Raw genomic sequence first — 24,580 nt, 5'->3', positions numbered from 1 at the left:
ATGAGCAAAGAAACGCTTAAAGCAAACTTAAGAGAAATTCCAGATTTCCCCATTCCGGGAATTCTGTTTTATGATGTGACAACCTTGTTCAAAAATGCCGAGTGCTTGCAGGAAATGCTGGACACTTTATATGAAATGTACAAGGACAAAGGTATCACCAAAGTAGTAGGTATAGAGTCGCGCGGCTTCATTATGGGCGGTGCTCTGGCGGCACGTTTAGGAGCCGGATTCGTAATGGCGCGTAAGCCGGGCAAACTCCCTGCAGAGGTTGTAGAAGAAACGTATGCTAAAGAGTACGGAACCGATACCATTCAAATACATAAGGATGCCATCAATGAAAACGATGTAGTTCTGCTGCACGATGATTTATTGGCTACCGGTGGAACCATGGCGGCCACTCATCGGTTAGTACAAAGATGTGGTGCCAAAAAGATCTTCATCAACTTCATTATCGAGTTGGGAGGTCTGAACGGCAGAAAGGCATTCCCCGAAGACATCACAGTGGATACACTGCTTACTTTATAACGCCGCACAATCTGCCCGTAAAAAAGCGAAGTCCGTCCCGAGTCACTATAGAAAGACAACAATGGATGGACAACGAAAAGATATGGACGATGAAGCCGAAAGATATATATCTTCAAGCTGTAACATTATATATCTTACAGCTTGAAGATTTATAAGATGATTACCTACAATCATACCACGAAATGCTATTTTGAGATGTTTCCACCGTAGGGGCGAACACATGGGGCCACCCCTACGGAAGCGCTCATTTGTCCGGAAAACAATCGTTTGTCATTTAACTCAAAATTCAGCAACGAGGTATTTTTATATCGAGCTTACGTTAACATATAATCAGGTAATACCAATATACACTTATGGAAAAAGAAGAGATTACAACCAATGACTATCTGAAAGGAATCGTACTAAACCTGCCCGACAGCCCGGGCATTTACCAATACCTAAACTCCGAAGGAACCATTATCTACGTTGGAAAAGCAAAAAACTTGAAACGAAGAGTCTCTTCTTACTTCAACAGAGAGCACCCCAACGGCAAGACACGCCTGCTGGTCAGCAAGATTGCAGACATCCGTTATATCGTGGTAAAGACAGAGGAAGACGCCCTTTTGTTAGAGAATAATCTGATAAAGAAATACAAACCGCGCTACAACGTATTGCTGAAAGATGATAAGACCTACCCTTCCATTTGTGTAAGCAATGAGTATTTTCCACGCATCTTCAAGACCCGGAAAATCATCCGTAACGGCTCCTCCTACTATGGTCCGTACAGCCACATGCCCTCCATGCTTGCCGTGATGGACTTGATAAAAAAGCTCTACCCCATCCGTACCTGCAAACTCAATCTGAGTCCAGAGAACATTCGTGCCGGCAAGTTCAACGTATGTCTGGAATATCATATAAAGAACTGCAAAGGGCCCTGTATCGGACAACAATCGCATGAGGAATACATGAAGAATATCGGTGAAATCAAAGATATCCTGAAAGGAGATACACAAATTGTAAGTGACCTGCTGATGGAGGAAATGCAAGCGCTTGCCGCCGAAATGAAATTTGAGGAAGCACAGAAAATAAAAGAGAAATATGACTTGATAGAAAACTATCGCTCCAAGAGCGAAGTGGTCAACTCCATCATCCATAATGTGGATGTATTCTCCATTGAAATGGAAGAAAATTCAGCCTATATCAACTATCTGCATATCACTAACGGATGCATCAACCAAGCCTTCACTTTCGAGTACAAGAAACGTCTGAACGAAACAAAAGAAGAGCTTTTACAACTGGGCATTATCGAAATGCGCGAACGGTACAAAAGCACTTCCCGCGAAATCATCGTACCTTTTGAAGTGGATATGGAAATGAACAACGTCACCTTCACCGTTCCCCAACGAGGAGAAAAGAAGCATTTGCTGGACCTCTCCGTAATGAACGTGAAGCAGTATAAAGTAGACCGTTTGAAACAGGCGGAAAAGTTAAATCCAGAACAAAGAAGCGTCCGTCTGATGAAGGAAATCCAAGAGCAGCTACATATGAAGAAGATGCCGAACCACATTGAATGTTTCGACAACTCCAACATTCAGGGTTCGGACGCAGTGGCCGCCTGTGTAGTCTTCAAAAAGGCGAAACCAAGCAAGAAGGATTACCGGAAATACATCATCAAGACAGTGACCGGGCCCGACGATTACGCCTCTATGAAAGAGGTGGTACGCCGCCGGTATAGCCGCGCCATAGAGGAAGGTTCCCCCCTGCCCGACCTCATCATTACCGACGGTGGAAAGGGGCAAATGGAAGTAGTGAGAGAAGTGATAGAAGACGAACTCCATCTGGATATCCCCATAGCCGGACTGGCCAAAGACCGCAAGCACCGCACCTCGGAATTGCTATACGGTTTTCCTCCGCTGACCATCGGTGTAAAACAAAGCACTCCCTTGTTCCATCTGTTGGAGAATATACAGAACGAAGTACACCGCTTCGCCATCACCTTCCATCGGGACAAGCGCAGCAAGAGCCAGGTGGCATCCGCTTTAGACAACATCAAGGGAATAGGTGAGAAAAGAAAGACCGCCCTGCTGAAAACATTCAAAAGCGTCAGCCGCATCAAGCAAGCCTCACTGGAAGAGATTGCAGCCGTGGTAGGTGAAGCAGCCGCTAAAAATATCAAAGAAAACCTCACAGAATAAAAGGGATTTCCTACCTTTGCATACATCCATTGCAAGGATATGCCGCCCTCATAACTGTCAAGCCAAGAGGTCGGCAATGTTTCCACCCACCATAGTAGGCGGACATAATACCGGTAAACGGCAAGCATTTTCTAATAATAAATAAAGGATATAAATATGAGAGTAGTTATTCAACGAGTAAGCCACGCCTCTGTTACCATAGAAGGTGTATGCAAATCGGCGATAAAAGAAGGATTCATGATATTGGTTGGTATCGAAGAAGCTGATACACAAGAAGATGCTGACTGGTTATGCAAAAAGATAATAGGATTGAGAGTCTTTGACGATGAAAACGGAGTGATGAATAAATCCATTCGGGAGGTAGAAGGCAACATTCTGGTTATCAGCCAGTTCACATTGCACGCATCTACAAAGAAAGGGAACCGTCCCTCCTACATCCGTGCCGCAAAACACGATATAGCCATTCCTCTCTACGATTATTTCTGCCGGGAACTAAGCATCGGTTTAGGCAAAGAAGTAGGAACCGGAGAATTCGGAGCAGACATGAAAGTTGAACTTCTGAACAACGGGCCTGTTACTATATGTATGGACACTAAAAACAAAGAATAATGACACTGGAAGAAGCACAAAAAGAGGTGGACAGCTGGATTAAAACGTATGGTGTACGTTACTTCAGCGAACTGACCAATATGACCGTCCTGACCGAGGAAGTAGGCGAACTGGCACGTGTGATGGCACGTAAATATGGAGACCAATCTTTCAAACAAGGAGAGAAAGACAACCTTGCCGATGAAATGGCAGACGTATTGTGGGTCCTTATCTGTCTGGCCAACCAGACCGGAGTAAACCTGACCGAAGCCTTCCGTCAAAACTTGGAGAAGAAAACAAATAGAGATAAAGACAGACATAAAAACAACCCCAAATTATAAAGAATTATGGAACATAATCACGAATTCGAAGGTGGACATGAACATCGTCATGACCACGATCATGGACCCGAGCACAGTAAGTACGAGGAAGCACTTGCCAAGTATAACATCCGTTTGCGCGATGAGGATGTAAAAGCGAAAACTGCCCTACTCATCGAAAAACATGTAGCAGAAAACAATACACCGGACGTAAAGAAATTCCTGTTCCATTGCATTGACCTGACCACTTTAAAGTGCACTGATTCGGATGAAAGTGTAATGAAATTCACCGGAAAAGTAAATGAATTTGTTGACAAGTACCCTGATCTGGACAATGTAGCCGCAATCTGTGTATATCCTAATATGGCAGAAGTAGTCAACGACACCTTGGAGGCAGACCATGTAAACATAGCCTGTGTATCTGGTGGTTTCCCTTCATCACAAACATTTACTGAAGTAAAGGTAGCCGAAACAGCCATGGCTCTCCATACCGGAGCTGATGAAATAGATATCGTTATCCCGGTAGGCAAGTTCCTGAGTGGGGATTACGAAGGAATGTGCGATGAAATAGAAGAATTAAAAGCTGTATGTGGTGAGCACCACCTGAAAGTAATTCTAGAAACCGGAGCACTGGGAAGCGCATCCAACATCAAAAAAGCGTCCATTCTATCGATGTATTCCGGAGCCGATTTCATCAAGACCTCTACCGGAAAGGAAAACCCCGCCGCTACTCCTGAAGCCGCCTTGGTGATGTGCGAGGCTATCAAAGAATACTATATGACAACAGGCCGCAAAGTAGGATTCAAACCCGCCGGAGGAATTAATACCGTACACGATGCTTTGGTTTACTATACCATTGTAAAAGAAGTGTTAGGTGAAGAATGGCTGACAAACGAGCTATTCCGCTTAGGAACAAGCCGCCTGGCCAATCTGCTTCTCTCAGAAATTGTAGGTCAGGAAACCAAGTTCTTCTAAACAAAGAACCGTTTCACTATTTAAATAACAACCACATTTAAAGTGACCGGAATGAGCCTTATCTATTCCGGTTATTTTAAACTACCAAAGAAAGGCGTACCTCAAAAAGCTCGGGCGTGGTCCTTATCGTATAAAGGATCACGCCCGAGCTTTTTGAGGTACATATCTTCAACAATCGTACTATTTATCTCTTTCAATCACATAATCAATATAAGCAGTCAAAGCATCTTTTACAGCTTGACCGGCTGATTGTGGAAGTAAAGCCAACGCTTTATTACGATAATCCACCATTGCCTGTCTGGCATACTCTATCCCTCCCTTCACCTTAGTATATTCGATGAAACGGGCAATATCTTCATCCGAAGCGTCTAATGACCGGATACATAACGCCAGTTTCCGCATCTCCTCATCATCAAACGTATTTAACACATACAAAGCCGGCAATGTCAGCTTCCCTTCACGCATATCGTTTCCGGTAGGTTTACCTATCTCATCAGAAGAATAATAGTCAAAGATATCATCCTTTATCTGGAAAGCAATACCAATCATTTCGCCAAACAGACGAGCATTTTTCACCATTTCATCGGATGCATGAACCGAAATAGCCCCCGCTTCCGCACTGGCAGTAAACAATGCAGCCGTCTTTTTACGAATGACATCATAATACACTTCTTCCGAGAACTCAGAAGCATTAATATTCGCCAATTGAATAATCTCGCCTTCAGATAAGTTCTGTCCCAAACAAGCCACCAAATCTACAATTGTAATCTCGCGGGTCATGGCAGAATGCTTCAGGCTGGTTGCCAGCATATAGTCGCCTACCAGAACCGACACCTTATTATTATAGATAGCATTTACCGAAGACTGCCCACGGCGCTTGTCACTCTCATCCACCACATCATCGTGCACCAGGCTGGCCGTATGGAGCAACTCCAATGAAAGGGCCGCATGAAGCGTAGAATCATTGATTTCACCGAATAGTTTAGCAATCAACAACGCCAATATGGGACGCATCATCTTGCCATTTCTCTGCTTAATATAGGATAACACCTCACTAAGTAAAGAATTGGAACTTTGGAGCGAAGAGTCAAACAACCTTCTAAATTCCTCAAACTCCTTGTCAATAGGCAATTTGATTTGCTGTAATTTGTCCATGCAGGTTAATTTGTGCACAAAAGTAGTAATAAAAGACGGAATACGGTATTTTTTTGTACTTTTACAATGAAAAAACTAAAGATTTTTAAGAATGGACAAACTTTTTCTATTAGATGCTTATGCATTAATATACCGCGCGTATTACGCTTTCATCAAAAGCCCGCGCATTAACTCCAAGGGTTTCAACACTTCAGCCGTACTGGGATTTGTCAATACACTGGAAGAGGTCTTGAAGAAAGAAAATCCTACGCACATCGGTGTGGCATTTGATCCCGCCGGTCCCACCTTCCGGCACGAGGCCTATGAACAGTATAAGGCACAACGTGAAGAAACACCCGAAGTAATCCGTTTGTCTGTACCCATTATAAAGGATATTATCCGGGCCTATCGTATTCCTATTCTGGAAATACCGGGATACGAGGCTGACGACGTGATCGGTACACTGGCCACCGAAGCCGGCAAACGAGGGATCACTACTTATATGATGACACCAGACAAAGACTATGGTCAACTGGTGGGCGGAAATGTCTTCATGTACCGTCCCAAGCATACAGGCGGTTTTGAAGTGATGGGCATAGAAGAGGTAAAGGCAAAGTTCGATATCCAGTCACCCGCACAAGTCATTGATATGCTGGGACTGATGGGCGATAGTTCCGACAACATTCCCGGTTGTCCGGGAGTGGGCGAGAAAACAGCACAAAAGTTAATCGCGCAATATGGCAGCATCGAGAATCTTCTCTCCCACTCTGCCGAACTGAAAGGAGCCTTGAAAACCAAAGTGGAAGCCAACCGGAAAATGATTGAGTTCTCCAAGTTTCTGGCAACTATCAAGATTGATGTCCCCATCACATTGAACATGGACGAACTGAAAAGAGAAGAACCAAATGAAGAGGAACTACGGAAGATTTTTGAAGAGATGGAGTTCCGTACCCTCATCGACCGCGTTTTCAACCGAAACAAGAAATCCGCCTTCGCCGGAACATACACCGATGCGACCGGAAACGATCTGCAAGGACGAAACCGCACACCGGAAGGAAGCGCCCGGCAGGGAAACATGCCGGACGGTTCGGGACAACTCTCCCTTTTCGGTGAACCGGCTTCGAATGGCAAATCGCCCGCTTCTCCGTCTTCCCCTCAAGGCAATCTCTTTGCAGAATTTACCGACGGAGGGACGGAAAGTGAGAAATATTCGAATCTAGCATGTTTAGATAATTTAAAATACGACTATCAACTCATTGATACAGAAGAGAAAAGATCTGAATTATTACAAAACTTACTTACAAAAGAAATTTTCAGTCTAGACACGGAAACAACAGGAACCGATCCCATCACCGCAGAACTCGTGGGAATGAGCTTCAGCTATGCCGAAAATCAAGCATTTTATGTCCCTGTACCTGCCGATCGGACCGAAGCGCAAAAAATAGTTAATGAGTTCCGGCCGGCTTTCGAAAAAGAAGGAGCGTTGAAAGTAGGACAAAATATAAAATACGATATGCTGGTATTGGGCAACTACGGAACTGAAGTGCGCGGTCCCCTGTTCGATACCATGGTGGCACATTATGTACTACAACCGGAATTGCGCCACAATATGGACTACCTTGCCGAAATCTACCTGCATTATCAGACTATCCACATCGAAGAACTGATTGGTCCCAAAGGCAAAGGTCAGAAGAATATGCGCGATCTCTCCCCCGAAGCTATCTATAAGTACGCGTGCGAGGATGCTGATGTCACACTGAAATTGAAAAACATCTTGGAACAGGAATTGAAAACCAACGATGCGGAAAAACTCTTCTACGAAATAGAAATGCCCCTGGTCCCCGTACTTGCTTATATAGAACGCAACGGCGTGCGTGTAGACACTGAAGCCTTAAAACAGACCTCGGAACATTTCACCGCCCGCATGAACCAAATAGAAGAAGAAGTGCACCAACTGGCAGGTACGGATTTCAACATAGCCTCACCCAAACAGGTAGGTGAAGTGCTGTTTGACAAGCTGCGTATCGTGGAGAAAGCCAAGAAAACCAAAACCGGACAATATGTCACCAGTGAAGAAGTATTGGAAAGCCTGCGAGGGAAACACGAAATAGTAGGCAAGATATTGGAACACCGCGGTCTGAAGAAGCTTCTCGGTACTTATATTGATGCTCTGCCCCTATTGATTAATAAAGAAACAGGTAAAATTCATACTTCGTTCAATCAAACGGTCACTGCTACCGGCCGACTCAGTTCCAGCAACCCGAACCTTCAGAACATCCCCATCCGCAACGAAGACGGCAAGGAAATCCGTAAGGCCTTCATTCCCGATGATGGTTGCGAATTTTTCTCCGCCGACTATTCACAGATTGAGTTACGCATTATGGCACACCTTAGCGGAGACGCCAATATGATAGAGGCTTTCAAGGAAGGAGATGACATTCATGCCGCCACCGCAGCAAAAGTATATAAGATAAGTATAGACAAAGTTACCCGCGAACAACGCAGTAAAGCAAAAACAGCTAATTTCGGTATCATCTACGGCATCAGCGTATTCGGACTGGCAGAACGTATGAATGTAGACCGCAAAGAGGCAAAAGAACTAATAGACGGCTATTTCGAAACTTATCCCCAAATAAAGGAATATATGGACAAAAGCATCGACCTTGCCCGCAGGCAAGGATATATTGAAACCATATTCGGCCGTAAACGATATCTTCCGGATATCAATTCCAGAAATTCGGTTGTGCGCGGATATGCCGAACGAAATGCCATCAATGCTCCTATCCAGGGAAGTGCAGCCGATATTATCAAGGCAGCTATGGTACGCATATACCAGCGCTTTCAATCTGAAAATATAAAGTCCAAAATGATACTTCAGGTACATGATGAGTTAAATTTCAGCGTTCTACCCGAAGAAAAGGAAAAAGTACAGAAAATTGTGATTGAAGAGATGGAAAATGCCTACCATATGCAAGTACCTTTACGCGCAGACTGCGGTTGGGGAAGCAACTGGCTTGAAGCGCATTAAAGCATATAGAAACCAACTATTCGCAAGATATATAGTACTATATATAAGGTATTTATATCATAAAAGCTCAATGGTCTTTTCCAATCCATTGAGCTTTTCATTTGCCATCCCGAACGTAAATGAAAAACACAAACACAAGATAATTGTAATAAATAGATCTTATACAATTATTAATATTTGTTTAATCAGTGACATTTTGCAAAAATATAATCATTTTTTAGCAGAAATGTTAGGAGATTCAATTTTCTTTCGTACATTTGCACCGTTTTTAAAAACAATATGAAAGTAACAATCTAACATATCAATATCATGAAGAAGATCAATTTTTTGAAAGGAATGCTCGTTGTAGCAATTTTATTTATTGCTAACCTTACAGTTTTTGCAGGAAATCCGGGTGACAACCTGATTTACAATGCAGAAGAAGTAAATGGAGTAATTGTTTCGGAAACGATTTTTAAAATGGAAGGCACCATGCTTACTAATTATATGAAGCACAATTACAAGTATGATGCCAACAACCAACGCACAGAGGACGAGGCGCAAAAATGGAACAGTAACAAAAATCGCTGGGAAAATGACCTCTGCATTCGTTATACTTATGGCAACAAAAGTATGACTACTGAATATTACAAATGGAACTCTAAAAAGAAAGAATATATATTAGTACCCGAAATGACCGTAACTATGGACAAATAAATCTATTCTAACAATCTAACACTTTTCATAAAAACTCTACGAAAGGGCAACCGTGACGGTTGCCCTTTTTGTTTCGTGACGGGCAGTCTTTTCGCATATAAAAAAGCCAAATCTGACTTCAATATGAAGCCTGATACAAAAAGAATGGTTATCTTTGCAAACAAATAGATAGATAATAATCAAAAAAACAAATAGATAATGGCTTTACAATGTGGCATTGTCGGTCTTCCAAACGTAGGAAAGTCGACACTTTTTAATTGTTTATCGAATGCAAAGGCTCAAGCAGCCAACTTCCCTTTCTGTACCATCGAACCGAATGTAGGTGTCATCACCGTTCCTGATGAACGCCTGACCAAACTTGCCGAACTGGTTCATCCGGGACGTATCGTTCCCACTACTGTAGAAATTGTTGACATTGCAGGACTTGTAAAAGGAGCTAGCAAAGGTGAAGGGTTGGGAAACAAGTTTCTGGCAAATATCCGTGAAACAGATGCTATTCTGCACGTACTCCGCTGTTTTGATGATGAAAATGTGACTCATGTAGACGGTAGTGTAGATCCGGTCCGTGACAAAGAAATCATTGACACCGAACTCCAGCTGAAAGATTTGGAGACCATTGAAAGCCGTATCCAAAAAGTACAAAAACAGGCACAGACGGGCGGTGACAAACAAGCTAAACAAATGTACGACATCCTTGTTAAATACAAAGACGCATTGGAACAAGGCAAATCTGCGCGTACCGTACAATTTGACAGCAAAGACGAACAGAAAATCGCAAAAGAACTGTTCTTGCTAACCAGCAAACCAGTGATGTACGTATGCAACGTGGACGAAGCAAGCGCTGCTACCGGCAATAAATATGTAGAACAAGTACGCGAAGCCGTAAAAGAAGAGAATGCAGAAATTCTAGTCGTAGCCGCCAAAACCGAAGCCGATATCGCAGAACTCGAAACCTATGAAGACCGCCAAATGTTCCTTCAGGAAGTCGGTCTGGAAGAATCAGGTGTAAATCGTCTGATCAAATCGGCTTACCACCTGCTGGAACTGGAAACCTTCATCACCGCCGGAGAAATGGAGGTAAAAGCCTGGACCTACCGCAAAGGATGGAAAGCACCCCAATGCGCAGGGGTCATCCACACCGATTTCGAGAAAGGATTTATCCGCGCCGAGGTGATCAAGTACGAGGACTACATTAAATATGGTTCGGAAGCCGCCGTGAAAGAGGCTGGAAAAATGGGCGTGGAAGGTAAAGAATACGTAGTGCAGGACGGTGACATCATGCACTTCCGCTTCAATGTATAAACCGTAGGTAAATCAAAACGCAAAAGACTTATCACAGCCATGCTATGAATGAAAAAACATCAGGGAACCAGCAAAACTAATGGCAGACTGATAAGTCAGTGTTTTGTTTCCTAAAACAAAATACAACTAACATGGAAAAATATTTAATCGTGGGAACCGGCGGCGTTGGAGGAAGCATCGCCGGTTTCCTTGCTTTAGCAGGAAAAGATGTAACATGCATTGCCCGTGGCAAGCATCTGGAAGCCATTCGTGAAAAAGGACTTCACCTAAGATCAGACTTGAAAGGTAATCACTTTCTGCCTGTACAAGCCTGCACAGCCGAGGAATACAACGAGAAAGCCAACGTAATTTTTGTATGCGTAAAGGGCTACTCCCTAGATTCCATCAAAGATCTGTTGGAAAAAGCCTCGGATAAAGATACCTTGATTATCCCCATCCTGAATGTTTACGGTACAGGTCCCCGTATCGGGCAACTTGTTTCACATGTAACAGTACTAGACGGATGCATCTACATCGTAGGTTTCGTCTCCGGACCGGGTGAAATCACACAAATGGGCAAAATATTCCGACTGGTTTTCGGCGCACGTCCCCAACAGGGTGTGGCTCCGGAACGTCTGGAAACCATTGCCGATGTACTAAGAAAAGCAGGGATCAAAGCCGATATTTCGGATGATATCAATCGCGACACCTTCATCAAATGGTCATTCATCTCGGCTATGGCCTGCACAGGTGCCTACCATGATGTCCCAATGGGTCCTCTGCAACATCCCGGAGCAGAACGCGACACTTTCATCGGTCTGTCCAAGGAAAGTTCTGAAATAGGCCGCAAAATGGGAATTACCTATGCGGAAGACCCGATAGAATACAACTTAAAAGTGATTGACAAATTAGACCCGGACAGTACCGCATCCATGCAAAAAGATATAGCCAAAGGACATGAGTCCGAAATACAAGGACTATTGTTTGATATGATCGCACTGGGCGAAAAGATGGATGTGGATATGCCCACTTACCGCAAAGTTGCACAAAAATTCAAGATATGAATACACTGTCAGCCATTCTTTGGAATCCCGATATAGAAATCTTTTCCATTTTCGGCATTTCCATCCGTTATTACTCCGTATTGTTCGTTACAGGGCTTTCATTGGCCTACTGGGTGATATACAAACTCTACCAAGACCAAAAAATTCCTTACGAAAAATTTGATTCCCTGTTCGTTTACTGCCTGCTGGGTATTGTTATCGGTGCTCGCCTGGGACATTGTCTGTTCTATGAACCAGGCTATTGGCTCTCTCACCCTGTAGAAATGCTGTTGCCCGTCAAGATTACCGATTCTGGGATAAAATGGACCGGTTATCAAGGTCTTGCCAGCCATGGAGGAACCATCGGACTAATGCTCGCCTTATGGATCTATTCACGCCGTGTAAAATTGAAGTTCCTGACTGTACTAGACAATATAGCCATCGCCACCCCGCTGGCAGGTTGTTTTATCCGTTTAGGTAACCTGATGAATGGTGAAATAGTAGGTACGGTAACTCATGTTCCTTGGGCGTTCATTTTTCCGCACGAAGATATGCAACCCCGCCACCCGGCACAACTCTACGAAGCCATCGCCTATCTTCTGATTTTTATCATAGGCTTGCGGTTGTATAAAAAGTACAAAACCACGCTATACCCCGGTTTCTATTTCGGCTACTGCCTCACTACCATATTCACCTTCCGCTTCCTTGTGGAGTTTATAAAAGCCAGCCAGGAAGCCTTTGAAGACAGTATGATGCTGAACATGGGGCAATGGCTCAGCATTCCGTTCATACTGCTGGGAGCGCACTTCATGTACCATTCTTTTAAACCCGTAAAATAAATGAAACATATAATAGATATTGAAACTTGGGAACGCCGGGACAATTATAATTTTTTCCGCAACTTCCATAATTCATGGATATCCATTACCAGTGAAGTGGATTGCACTGAAGCATTTCCAGCTGCAAAAGCCGCCAAGCGCTCTTTTTTCCTGTATTACCTGTATGCTGTGCTACGTGCTGCCAATGAAGTGAAAGAATTCCGTTTCCGTACAGATAAAAACGGACAGGTGGTCTATCACGATCAGGTGGACATCATATCACCTATCGCTGTACCCGGCAAGACTTTCTACACAGTCCGCATCCCTTACCATGCAGATTTTGAACGGTTTTATGCCGAAGCATATCACATCGTCCATAACATCCCCGAAGAGGGTGACCCGTATGGAGCCGAAAAAGTCATTAAAGAACAGGGAGATTTTGATATTATCCAACTGAGTGCCACGCCTCAGCTTTATTTCACTTCACTCACCTATACACAAATGGCTCCCGACCATCCATTAGACTATCCGCTGATGAATGCCGGCAAAGTAGTGCCACGCGAAGGAAGACTGGTAATGCCCATCGCTTTCACTGTAAACCATGCTTTTGTGGACGGAGCGCACATAGGACAACTCTTTCAGAAAATAGAGGAGATATTGAAAGAGCTGGCTCAATAAATAGAGGGGTCTCAAAAGGCATAAAGATCCCTGTCGGACACGTATGTATGCATTTCCCTACATATACGTTCACATATATCCATAAAAGAATAAATAACCAGAAAAAGAAGACAATCTGTCAAAATGCCGATGCACGAGAATACGATGAAAATACACAAACTGTATCCTTTGAAACAGGACACCCTCATACACCGGCATTATCATTTTGACAGATTGCCAGTTTAATTAAATCAGTTTAGAAACGATAGCCCACAGAGAACTGGAAAGTTGAATTCCGCAAACCATTTTGTGCCTGTATCTTTTTTATTCCGACCCTATAATCAAAACTTATCGTATAATGATCGGCAATAACAGCCTTCATTCCAACAATGCCCCCATAATCCCAACGGCGGAAAGCCTGAAGATTAGCACTATTATTGGGCTCCCCGGCTTTATAGGAAAAACCATCCAAGGGCTTCCATTTTGCAGGCTCGGTAGTTATATTATCCCCCTCTTGGTGAATAACATCCAAAGAACAGTTTCCAGCACCAAATCCGTAAGAAGCATAAACTCCAACCGACGGAATGAGGCTGAGTTTATCCGAAACCCGAATATTATATCCCATTTTTAACGGCAAAATCAGATTATTTATCTTTATCTCTGTCTTAGGAAAATAAGTAACCATGTGATCCATCATTTTCATGGTACTTCTATTCTGCAACCAAGACAAACCGGACATTAACATCCAATGCTTTCCTATCTCGTAGTCCACAGTCACCCCCAATTGAAAGCCGGGCTTCATTCCACCTACCTGTTCGGCTTTATATCCGTCAGAACCGGAAACCAGATAATGAGACAGGTTCATTCCACCTTCCACACCAACTTTTACCTGTGCAGACAAAGGCAATACACACATGGCAGCCAACACCACCACTACAATCATTTTAGTCTTCATACTTATTTTTTTATTTGATGTTGCAAAATTAGAAAGAAGATATAAGCATAAAGCTCTATCCATATAACATCACTCACCTATACAACACTAAAAATCAACCATATAACATATTTTATCATAACATGAGCAATAAAATAAGATTCAGATATGAACTTCACATTATCAATAACCTTAGATTATCAACTAAAATATTATCATACAGCCTTAATTGGAATTACTTAAAAACTTAAATTTATCTGAGTCGAGTAAGCACTTCCTTTATCACACTTAGGAAGTACAGCTGTTTTTTCAAATGCGTTATTCATAACTACACCTTTTCATTACCATCCTTATCTAGCATAGTAATATCAGCATCATTTAATGAGAACTGAGATGTGAGATACAAACAGTCATTTATATCTTCGGCTTGTATTGAAAAAATAAAAGGAATTCTAGTAGCCACCTTCTCATAAACTTTGCAAACTGCATGAGGCTTCTTTTGGTGATGCTCCGAAGCAAAAACTCCCAAACTCAAGGAAACTAAAAATAACATCAATAATAACTTTGCTTTCATACTTCTTTTTGTTTAAAAATGATGCCGCAAAGTTAGAGGGAAAGGAAAGAACGTACAACTATTTGCTGTGACATAATATTTCTATAAAACACTGATAAACAATATATTTCAGTTTATCACTCTGACATTTTCTTTTTTAGACGCGATTTCCTTTGATTGAGGGCTACCGTATCCGTATGTCCGAAACATAAAGAAATGGCCAACGGAGAAATACCCGCTTCTTGCAGGCAAAGGACCAACAAGTCATCCTCCGTCAGTTGGGAGTATTGTGCTTGCAAAGGAGAAATATAATCAGCATAGATTTCAAAGGTCGTTTTCTTCAGTTTGTCCAATTCAGCAGCTGCCATCACCTTACGGATTTTCTTATTCACCTGCTGCTGGTCAGACAATGACATCACCTTTTTGTATATAGAAGTCTGCTGGAATAACCATGTACGAAGTGCCAACTTTTCTTTCTTCAATTGAGTTATCAATTGCTCTTTTTGGGCAATTTCATCAAGATTTTGGTTTTCCCTATCCTGTAACAGTGCAAGAGCGGATTCATTTTCTTCTATGCGCTGCTGCATCACATTCTGTTTCTCATCAGCATATTGTAATGCTTGCCGATAGAGTGCCTGCTGGTTATTTTTCTTATTTATCCAACGTTGGTAAATCAAAGCAACGACAAAGCAAATAATAATGGCTGAAAAAACAATACGCCCTATAACCTTTCTGGATTTTATTTGCTCATCCTTTACTTCCAATGCTGTCTGATTTTTATAGACTATATGCTGCACTTCAGACAATCGCTCACTAGCATCCAATGAATCCTGAACCATGACAAAAGTATCTAGATAGTGATAGGCGGACTTGAAATTTCCTAGCTTAGCTTCCATTACGGCAAGTGACCAGTAAGACATAGAAAGGGATGGAGAAAAGAGCAGGCTTTTCTCTAAATAATACCTAGCAGAATCATATTGTCCTAAACCAATGTACAAATCACCTATATTATAGAAATAACCGCTAAATATTTTATTTTCATCAGATATATTTTGCAAAACTTTATAGGCATAAACCACGGCAGAATCGATGTTTTCAAATCGTCCATAATACAGACTTAAATTGTGCCAAGAAGTGAGTATCATGCTTGTATCTTTAGAACGCATAGCATATTCCACAGACTTTCTCTGATAAGTTATAGCAGAATCCTGCATATCCCTCATACCATAAATATATCCAATGTTATGATAGGCAATAGCAGTATCTTTAGCACTAAAAGAATAAAGAAGAGCTTGATTTTGTATTTCCAACGCCTTGTCGTACAATTCACAATCACCATACCCCTAACATACTATAAATCAATCTTCTACATTTTAAATCTTGCGGATAATTCTGCAACACTTCCAACGCTTTCAAATTATGCTCTATCGCCGACATTTCATCATTCATCTGCGCCAGCAGCCTTCCCTTATACATCAATGCCACAGCCTTCTCCCTATCATCATCTCCATAATAATCCAAGGCGAAATTCAATAAGGAATCGCAAGGTAATAAGGGTAGTTTGTTCTTGTCCGTAGCCTCAGCCAGCAACAAAGCATAGTATGCCTTGTCTACTTCCGGCAAATCCTCTAAAACAGATATATTTTTTAAAATAGTCAATGCACTGTCCGGCTTCATTTCCAACAATGAATCTACTTGCTGTAACATCGGATTGGAAGAATGGTGGTTACAGGCAAACAAACAGACAGCCAGCAAACTGACGAAATTTAAATATATAATAAATGAACGCATAGTAATTTTGTCTTTTAGCTTTCTATGCACAAAGATAGCAAAATGCCTTTATAACCTGATATACAAACATCTATTAAAAAAACATTATGCAAATTCTGTAACACACAGTTATTCCATCTTACTTTTCATACGATATTTGCGTTGCGCTACAATCTGTGCATCATTATTACCAAAGCATAAAGCGATGGCAAAAGGAGATAAATCCGCCAATTGCAGACATAGCAAAAGGACATCATCTTCGTTCAACTTGGGATACCGGGTATGCAGTTGCTCTATGTAATCAGCATAAATCTGTCCTATAATCACTCTGAGTTGGCGTTGCTCAGCATTGGTGAGCACTGCAATACGCTCTTTGTGATGCTTTTGCTGGTTGGCCAGTTTGTCTATTTTCGTATAGAGGGCACTTTGCCGGAACAACCAGTTGCGCAATTTCTCTTTCTCCATCTTCATGGCCTCTATAGCCCGTTCCTTCTCTTCTATTTCCTCGGCACGGCTTTCTTGTTTCTGTTTCAATTCGGCTATCACCTCTTCATGTTGAGCAATATTCTGCTGCATATCCATCAGGTTCTGTTTCAGCTTCTGCAACAGATATTTATAGTTGGATTGCTATATCTTCTTGTTCTTCAGTATCTGTTGATAAATAATCACAATGACTAGCAGCAACACCACAGCTATCATCGCAATGGTGTATATCCTCCGTTTAGCCTTGAACTGTTCTTTCCTTACTTGCGCGTCGGCATTCCAGCGATAGGTCTTCTTCTCCAGTTCCGTGGCCACATTGGTGGAATAGATGGAATCTTCCAACTCGGTGCTGATTTCCAGATATTCCAAAGCTTTCTCCACATTTCCCTGCTGCTTAGCTATGGCATACAAGTCAAAGAAAGAGAGATACCGGATATGAATATCGACAGCTTCCTTGCTCCGGTTCAAATAATAAAGAGCCGAATCAAGCTGCCCGTTATTATAATAAAATTCCCCTAGATTCCAAAGACACTGCAAGCTGTCTTCTCTAAGACGACAAGCATCGTATGCCCTTTTCAGACAAGTAATAGCTATACTGGTCCGTCCTGTACGTCCGCATAAATCCCCTATATTTCCATAAAGAGAATGCAAAAGGAAACTATCAGTAGAAAGAGAAAGCTGCAAAGCGCGTTGCTGGCAGATAAAAGCGGAGTCTATATTTCCATAGCCGATATAAGCTACCCCCAGATTGCTGAGTGAACTGATGAAATGACGGTTATGCCGTGCCAGCGAATCATTATAACAAGCCTTGACATACATATCTTTGGCCTGTGCGTACAAGTTCTGTTTGCCATACAGCCCACCCAACATATTATATACAAACCCCTTCCAATAGAATTCACATGGATAGGCGGAAAGGATTTCAAGCGCCATACGGTAACTTTTCAGGGCATCGGCATAGTTTTCCATTTCCTGTTGCACTTTACCCTTATACAGAAGAGCTATAGCATGTTCTTTGGCTTCTTCATGGTATACATGGAGGGCTAAATTCAATAATGAGTCACAAGGAAGCAGTGAATAACCATTTTTATCCGCAGCCTCAGCCAGCAGCAAAGCGTAATCGGCCTTGTCTTCCGGGGTCATACCGATCAGGGAAGAGATGGATTTCAATAATGAAAACGCACTGTCGGCATGTTCTTCCATCAAGTATCCTGCTTGCCGCAAAGCAGGATGTTCCGTGCGCTGCAAAGTACAGGAAAGACAAAGCCAACATAGAAGGCAAACAATACCCGGCTGTTTTATATAAACATACATGCAACTCTATTTTTATTCTCCGGCGACAAAGATACAGAAAACTCAGAACTTATATCCTACACCGGCCGATAAACTGACATTCCGCCCGAAAGGCCTCTTACGAAGAGAACATTTACCATCGATAGTGTAAATGAAATGCTCGGATTCCAATGAAACCCCGGTCCTTCCACCGTAAGTAAAATGATCTGGAAAATCCTGATGCCACCAGCCCAAACTAGAGTGCATTCCGTTGCCATAGGCGTAGTCAATGGATTTATCCCTGCCAAACATAGCATAGGACAGATACGGTCCCGCATTGATGCGCAAATTCCATTTGTTATTTAAAGCAACATTATAAGAAGCAAGGATAGGAAGCTCCAAATTGAATTTACTAAAAAAGGAATCGGTACCAAGCCTTGTCTTGGATCTGAATTCTTCATAAGTAAATAATAATTGTGGCTGTACATACCATGAGTTTTTAACATGAACGTCATACATTCCTCCGGCATAACCGCCTAGGCTGAAGCGTGCATCCCTGGACAAAGATTTAGAAAAAAGTCCGCCTCCTACAATACCCCAGCTATTCTGTGCGGAAGCGGGAAGAATAAAGCAGGCTAAAAGCATGCAAAGTAGAATTTGTTTTATTTTCATCGGGTTTGTTGCTTAAGTTTAATAATGCAAAGTAAGGTATAAAGCCCTTTTCATGAAAATAAAACAGATAACATTTATCGCATATAAAACATTGATAATAAACAATATAACACTATTAAAGATAACATTCGGAGAAATTTCACTCCTATTGGGCATAGGGACAGGTCTAAAACCTGCCCCTACACAGCAAGAGAAAGAAATATCTTTTATTGCATGCAATTTATATTCCGCAACTTCCCTCTGAACCCATTCTGCACATCCCCTATCTGCCGCATGGGAAACACCAAAGTTTCCTGCATATACATCTTGTCCTTGCGTTTATGAGTATAGTTGTAAAACTGTTTGACACGTCCTTCCAAACGTTCCGCTTTCTCACCGTTTATGTAAAGAGTAGTACCTTTGTGGTCTCCCTCTATGCGTACCTTCGTCCATGCTCCGGCAGGCAGTGTAGCAGCATGGAATACAAACGTATAGCCGTCACGGCTGAAAGCCAGCTTTCCCTTATTTTCCCAATTGGCATATACGGTGGAATGAGGGCCTTTAAACAAAATACCGTTGATATTTTGTTCTTTGTCCGGATTTATTTCAAATTCTACCGCGTATGGATAGCCTATTTCCGGCAACATAGTGGCAATGCTGTCCGTACCGTTCAAAGACAGTTCTTCATTCTGCCCCGGAAAGACTACCTCACCCTGCACACGCCCCAGCAGGTTGATACCGGGAGCTTCAGGCATCTGTTTGCACAATTTCTCAAATTCTTCGTAAGAAACCATTTCATTCTTACCTCTCCACATTTTCTCGGCCAGTACCTGGGCGGCTGGGAATGTACGGAAATGCACATCCTGTTGTGACACACCGTTGCCACAATGGTCATTCCATACGGCAAACATACCTCCCAACAGTCCCGGAGTTCCTTCAGGCAACTCTTCCTTAGAATTCACTTTACCCACACGCCATTGCTCATACAGCCATTTCGTGTCCAGGAAATCACGATAATATCCGGCAGCCGGAACAATATAAAGATAAGCATCACACGTATTGATAATCTTATATCCGTCTTTCAAAGAAGCATTAGGATCAATCCAGTCGTATGACCAGGCATTGATAGTCACATTATCTGCTTTCACCGGAGTGTTTCCTTTCAACCAGCGCAGTGCTCCCCACATACGGACATTCTTCCCGTATTTCTCTATATACTTCAGATACCGGTCTGTAAAATAGCGGAATTTTTCAGCTTCCTTGGCATTGTACTCGTCTGTACCGATATGTACATCGGGACCTATGAAAACCGGTTTCTCGCCAGAAAGATACTCATCCAGCAAAGAATCTACAAAACGATAGGTTTCCTCCTTGTATAAATCCAAATGATCCATTCCATATTTATCACTGCCTATCTCGGGTTTATAATGTGTAAAGGCCAATGAATGAGCCGGAATATCAATCTCTGGAATCACATTCACACCATATTCCATGCCCAGACGTTGCAGGTCGGTGAATTCTTTCTTGGTATAAGAACCATCCTTGGCGGTCAGCCCCGGAAAACGTTCACTCTCCAGGCGGAAAGCAGCGTAGGTCTTGTTCCAGTCGTTATCAAAGAACTGTACAAAACCATTGTCATTGAGATGGATCTGAAATTCATTCAGTTTATAGAACGATAGTATTTTGACATATTGCCGCAGGAAATCCATTGTGAAGAACTTGCGGCCCACATCCAGCATGAAGCCACGACTGGGATATTGCGGCCAGTCACGGGCAACTCCTTTGGGCAACTGTCCTTTTTCATTATAAAGAATCTGCAACAAACTCCGGGTTCCCCAAAAGGCTCCCTGACGAGCCGGCGCTTCGATACCGGCATAGCGTCCAGCAGTCAGCACATACCCTTCCTCTCCCAATTGTTTGTCGGGTTTCATCAATGAAAGATAAATATCATTCTTTCCCGGTTTCCCGGTCCTAATGGTGTAGTTCCAATCCAACAGGTCTTTCAAGTCCTGTGCCAGCACAGTCGCCACACTTTTCAGTGCCGCCTCATCGGCAGGAGCTACAACAATACTGCCTTCAGCAGGCAATACGAGTTTTCCACTTCCCCCCTTCCACTCTTGCAGGGCGGGAATTACTTTCGGACATGTTTCCTTGGCCGAAACACATAGACACAAGGCCAACATCCATAAGGTTAGTAGGTGTTTCATGATAATGATTAATGGTTAGTAATTAATGGTTAATGAAAAATGAAGGCATTTATTTGCCTTTTACTATCTTCTTGATATCATTCAGCTTATTCAATGCTTCAAGAGGGGTCAGATTATTGACATCCAAATTCAGAATCTCATCCCGTATCTGACCCAATACCGGATCATCCAACTGGAAGAAGCTGAGCTGCATTCCGCTCCGGCCGGACGCTATCTCAGCCGTAGGCTTGGCAATGCCCTGCTGGCGGTTGTCCGTTTCCAGTTGATGCAGAATATCATTGGCACGCTTCACAATACTTTTCGGCATACCTGCCATCTTTGCCACATGAATACCAAAAGAATGTTCGCTGCCGCCACGTTCCAGTTTGCGCAGAAAAATCACTTTATTATCTATCTCCTTCACAGATACATTATAATTCTTGATGCGCTTGAAAGATTTCTCCATCTCGTTCAACTCATGATAATGAGTGGCAAACAGTGTACGTGCCTTGGCTTTAGGATGCTCGTGAATATGCTCCACAATAGCCCAAGCAATGGAAATACCATCATAAGTGGAGGTTCCGCGCCCCAACTCATCAAACAGCACCAAACTGCGGCTAGAAAGGTTGTTCAAAATATTTGCCGCCTCATTCATTTCAACCATAAAGGTAGATTCGCCCACAGAAATATTATCGCTGGCTCCCACACGGGTGAATATTTTATCCACCATACCGATCCGCGCACTTTCGGCAGGAACAAAACTACCCATCTGCGCCAACAAGGTAATCAGCGCAGTCTGGCGTAGCAAAGCCGACTTACCCGCCATATTGGGACCGGTAATGATAATGATTTGCTGGGTTTCCGAGTCCAGAAAGACATCATTGGCAATATACTTCTCCCCTACCGGAAGCTGCTTCTCGATGACAGGATGACGGCCTTGCCTGATGTCAATCACCTCACTGTCCTCCACAACAGGACGGATATAATTGTTCTCTCTCGCCACATTCGCAAAAGCCAGCAGGCAGTCCAAACGGGCAATCTGATTGGCATTAATCTGAATGGCGGGAATAAACTCTGCCAAAGCGATCACCAATTCGTTATAGAGCTTTGTTTCAAGTACTAAAATCTTATCTTCGGCACCCAAGATCTTTTCTTCGTATTCTTTCAGTTCCTGAGTAATATAGCGTTCCGCATTCACCAGTGTCTGTTTACGGATCCAGTCGGCAGGTACCTTGTCCTTATGCGTGTTACGCACCTCAATATAGTAACCAAACACATTGTTATAAGCAATTTTCAAGCTGGGAATGCCGGTCAGCTCACTTTCACGTTGCTGTACTTTAAGCAGATAATCCTTGCCGGAAAAAGCTATCTGCCGTAGTTCATCCAGTTCTGCATTCACCCCGTCTGCTATCACACCACCTTTATTCACCAGCAAAGGAGGATCATTCTTAACCTCTTTCGCTATCTTTTCACGGATAGACAGACATAAATTCAGTTGTTCCCCAATACGGCGGAGACTCCCGTTATCCGCATTCAAACAGGCATTCTTAATCGGCTCGATGGCTTGCAAAGCTACTTTAAGTTGCACCACCTCGCGTGGAGAGATTCGTCCTACGGCAGCTTTCGAAACAATACGTTCCAAATCTCCTATCAGATGTAGTTTCTCTTCTATGAACTCTTTGAAATCCGGCTCGCGGAAGAAGTATTCCACTACATCCAGACGCTCATTGACAGGCTTCTCATCTTTCAACGGAAAGACTACCCAGCGTTTTAGCAGACGGGCTCCCATAGGACTGATAGTGCGGTCGATCACATCCAGCAGACTGGTTCCGCCCTCATTCATGCTACCTATGAGTTCCAAGCTCCGTACCGTGAACTTATCCAGACGCACATAACGGTCTTCCTCTATACGGGAAAGAGAAGTAATATGACCGATCTGATAATGCTGCGTCATATTGAGGTATTGCAAAATAGCGCCCGAAGCTACAATACCATTCTTAAGATGCTCCACCCCGAAACCTTTTAAGTTCTTGGTCTCAAAGTGCTTCAACAGCTTCTCGCGCGAGGAACTTTCATTAAACACCCAGTCATCCAACTCAAAAGTAAAAAACTTGCTTCCGAAATTTCCTTCAAACATCCCCCGTTTACCACGTTCGAAAAGCACCTCTTTGGGGGCGAAATTATTTAATAACTTGTCTATATAGTCAAAAGGCCCCTCTGCGGTAAGGAATTCACCGGTAGAGATATCAAGGAAGGCCACACCACAACTAGCTTTCCCAAAATGAACGGCAGCCAGAAAATTATTTTCTTTGTAAGAAAGAACATTGTCATTGATGGCTACACCCGGGGTCACCAATTCGGTGATACCGCGCTTCACCAATTTCTTAGTCATCTTGGGATCTTCCAATTGGTCACAAATGGCCACCCGCTTACCGGCACGTACCAGCTTGGGCAAATACGTGTCCAATGCATGGAAAGGAAAGCCGGCCATTTCTACGCTCTTTGCCTGTCCATTGGCCCGCTTGGTCAGCGTAATACCCAAAATCTCTGAGGCAACAATAGCGTCTTCTGAATAAGTTTCATAAAAATCCCCGCACCTGAATAGCATAATCGCATCGGGATGCTTTGCTTTCAACTCAAAAAACTGCTTCATCATCGGGGTTAAAACTACATCATTTGCCACTGTATCGTCCTTTCTTTTTTTAAATTAATATTTCTCGCAAAGATAATAATTAGCAAATTTAATCTGAAACAGTAAAAGAAAAAAATTATATCTTTGTACTAGCTAAAAATACGGAAACAATGAAAGAAATAAAAGTAAACGAACTGACTGACAATCTGTTTGAGACAATCAGCAAGGAATGGATGTTGGTAACCGCCGGTACCAAAGACAAATTCAACACCATGACGGCAAACTGGGGAGGTGCAGGATTTCTATGGAACCGTCCGGTAGCCTTTATCTTTATCCGCCCCGAGCGTTATACATTCGACTTTATAGAGCAGAATGACTATCTCACTCTCTCTTTTCTAGGTAAAGAGCATAAAGAAGTGCATAAAATATGCGGTTCCAAATCGGGACGTGACATGGATAAAGTAAAAGCGACAGGACTATCTCCCTTGTTCACCGAGAACGGGAGCATTATTTTTGAGCAGGCGCGGCTGACTTTTGAATGCAAGAAATTGTATGCCGACCTGATCAAGCCCAGAAACTTTATCGACAAGAGCATTACAGACCGATGGTACGGGGAATCGCACGGTGGTTTTCACAAGATGTATGTGGTGGAAATTGTAAATGTGCTGCATCGTTAATCCCGGTAGTTTTCAAGAACACCCTACACATAGGGTGGTAGCAGTGGCAGCAGAAAATGAAACTTTAAGAGAAGAGCGTCACCAGAAATATTTGCAAACATTCACGCACGTACATGAACAACATACAGGACAATCGAATCCAAGTTCCAGCAACTTTGGATCGATTGTCCTGTTTATATTTGC

Annotated in this window: 18 protein-coding genes and 2 pseudogenes; 12 read left to right on the top strand and 8 right to left on the bottom strand. The window is 42.8% G+C overall.

Features of this window, described 5'->3' with window-relative positions; translation table 11 throughout:
• From GKD17_RS23045 to deoC, 5 genes are all read left to right on the top strand, one after another.
• Positions 1-525, top strand: coding sequence for an adenine phosphoribosyltransferase (locus GKD17_RS23045; RefSeq protein WP_007834315.1), 525 nt, complete (start codon positions 1-3; stop codon positions 523-525).
• Between the two features lie 353 nt (positions 526-878).
• The gene (uvrC, locus tag GKD17_RS23040; RefSeq protein ID WP_007834312.1) at positions 879-2,699 is read left to right on the top strand and encodes an excinuclease ABC subunit UvrC; all 1,821 of its coding nucleotides are present in this window, start codon (positions 879-881) and stop codon (positions 2,697-2,699) included.
• A 156-nt stretch (positions 2,700-2,855) separates the two neighbouring features.
• The gene (dtd, locus tag GKD17_RS23035; protein WP_007834310.1) at positions 2,856-3,308 is read left to right on the top strand and encodes a D-aminoacyl-tRNA deacylase; all 453 of its coding nucleotides are present in this window, start codon (positions 2,856-2,858) and stop codon (positions 3,306-3,308) included.
• Positions 3,308-3,628, top strand: coding sequence for a nucleotide pyrophosphohydrolase (locus tag GKD17_RS23030; RefSeq protein WP_007834309.1), 321 nt, complete (start codon positions 3,308-3,310; stop codon positions 3,626-3,628). The genes dtd and GKD17_RS23030 overlap by 1 nt, the downstream gene beginning before the upstream one ends.
• 6 nt (positions 3,629-3,634) lie before the next feature.
• Positions 3,635-4,582 carry a deoxyribose-phosphate aldolase gene (deoC, locus tag GKD17_RS23025; RefSeq protein ID WP_007834308.1) on the top strand — a complete coding sequence of 316 codons (948 nt, stop codon included), beginning with the start codon at positions 3,635-3,637 and terminating at the stop codon, positions 4,580-4,582.
• A gap of 180 nt (positions 4,583-4,762) precedes the next feature.
• Here deoC and GKD17_RS23020 read toward each other — a convergent pair whose 3' ends face one another.
• Positions 4,763-5,737, bottom strand: a complete 975-nt coding sequence (locus GKD17_RS23020) for a polyprenyl synthetase family protein (protein ID WP_007834307.1) — start codon at positions 5,735-5,737, stop codon at positions 4,763-4,765.
• A 91-nt stretch (positions 5,738-5,828) separates the two neighbouring features.
• On the opposite strand from GKD17_RS23020, the gene polA reads away from it, so the two are divergent.
• The 6 genes from polA (at position 5,829) to GKD17_RS22990 (ending at position 13,260) form a co-directional block, all read left to right on the top strand.
• Positions 5,829-8,744, top strand: coding sequence for a DNA polymerase I (gene polA, locus GKD17_RS23015; RefSeq protein WP_007834306.1), 2,916 nt, complete (start codon positions 5,829-5,831; stop codon positions 8,742-8,744).
• A gap of 309 nt (positions 8,745-9,053) precedes the next feature.
• The gene (locus GKD17_RS23010; protein ID WP_007834304.1) at positions 9,054-9,440 is read left to right on the top strand and encodes a DUF3836 domain-containing protein; all 387 of its coding nucleotides are present in this window, start codon (positions 9,054-9,056) and stop codon (positions 9,438-9,440) included.
• Between the two features lie 198 nt (positions 9,441-9,638).
• Positions 9,639-10,742 (top strand): redox-regulated ATPase YchF, encoded by a 1,104-nt coding sequence (gene ychF, locus GKD17_RS23005; RefSeq protein ID WP_007834303.1) that lies wholly within the window; start codon positions 9,639-9,641, stop codon positions 10,740-10,742.
• Between the two features lie 131 nt (positions 10,743-10,873).
• A complete protein-coding gene (locus tag GKD17_RS23000; protein ID WP_007834302.1) occupies positions 10,874-11,785 on the top strand; it encodes a ketopantoate reductase family protein in 912 nt (303 codons plus the stop codon).
• A complete protein-coding gene (gene lgt, locus GKD17_RS22995) occupies positions 11,782-12,603 on the top strand; it encodes a prolipoprotein diacylglyceryl transferase (RefSeq protein WP_005843938.1) in 822 nt (273 codons plus the stop codon). The genes GKD17_RS23000 and lgt overlap by 4 nt, the downstream gene beginning before the upstream one ends.
• Positions 12,604-13,260, top strand: a complete 657-nt coding sequence (locus GKD17_RS22990; RefSeq protein ID WP_005849885.1) for a chloramphenicol acetyltransferase — start codon at positions 12,604-12,606, stop codon at positions 13,258-13,260.
• 235 nt (positions 13,261-13,495) lie between these two features.
• Here the strand turns inward: GKD17_RS22990 and GKD17_RS22985 are convergent, their stop codons facing one another.
• The 7 genes and pseudogenes from GKD17_RS22985 to mutS all read right to left on the bottom strand — a co-directional run bounded on the left by GKD17_RS22985 (position 13,496) and on the right by mutS (position 23,771).
• A complete protein-coding gene (locus tag GKD17_RS22985) occupies positions 13,496-14,194 on the bottom strand; it encodes a porin family protein (protein ID WP_007854845.1) in 699 nt (232 codons plus the stop codon).
• 307 nt (positions 14,195-14,501) lie between these two features.
• Positions 14,502-14,747, bottom strand: a complete 246-nt coding sequence (locus tag GKD17_RS22980) for a hypothetical protein (protein WP_007834297.1) — start codon at positions 14,745-14,747, stop codon at positions 14,502-14,504.
• A 116-nt stretch (positions 14,748-14,863) separates the two neighbouring features.
• Positions 14,864-16,517: pseudogene (locus GKD17_RS22975) on the bottom strand (hypothetical protein).
• A gap of 108 nt (positions 16,518-16,625) precedes the next feature.
• Positions 16,626-18,293: pseudogene (locus GKD17_RS22965) on the bottom strand (tetratricopeptide repeat protein).
• Positions 18,294-18,335: 42 nt separating this feature from the next.
• Complete coding sequence (locus GKD17_RS22960) at positions 18,336-18,923, bottom strand: outer membrane beta-barrel protein (RefSeq protein WP_007834292.1); 588 nt, start codon at positions 18,921-18,923, stop codon at positions 18,336-18,338.
• A 206-nt stretch (positions 18,924-19,129) separates the two neighbouring features.
• Positions 19,130-21,109 (bottom strand): family 20 glycosylhydrolase, encoded by a 1,980-nt coding sequence (locus tag GKD17_RS22955; RefSeq protein ID WP_007834291.1) that lies wholly within the window; start codon positions 21,107-21,109, stop codon positions 19,130-19,132.
• A 49-nt stretch (positions 21,110-21,158) separates the two neighbouring features.
• Positions 21,159-23,771, bottom strand: coding sequence for a DNA mismatch repair protein MutS (gene mutS, locus GKD17_RS22950; protein ID WP_032934181.1), 2,613 nt, complete (start codon positions 23,769-23,771; stop codon positions 21,159-21,161).
• A 119-nt stretch (positions 23,772-23,890) separates the two neighbouring features.
• Here mutS and GKD17_RS22945 point away from each other — a divergent pair, with 119 nt between their 5' ends.
• Positions 23,891-24,397 carry a flavin reductase family protein gene (locus GKD17_RS22945; protein ID WP_007834289.1) on the top strand — a complete coding sequence of 169 codons (507 nt, stop codon included), beginning with the start codon at positions 23,891-23,893 and terminating at the stop codon, positions 24,395-24,397.
• Positions 24,398-24,580: the final 183 nt, after the last annotated feature.

The organism is Phocaeicola dorei, assembly GCF_013009555.1.
GTDB lineage: Bacteria > Bacteroidota > Bacteroidia > Bacteroidales > Bacteroidaceae > Phocaeicola > Phocaeicola dorei.
This window is presented reverse-complemented; position numbering and strand designations above follow the sequence as displayed.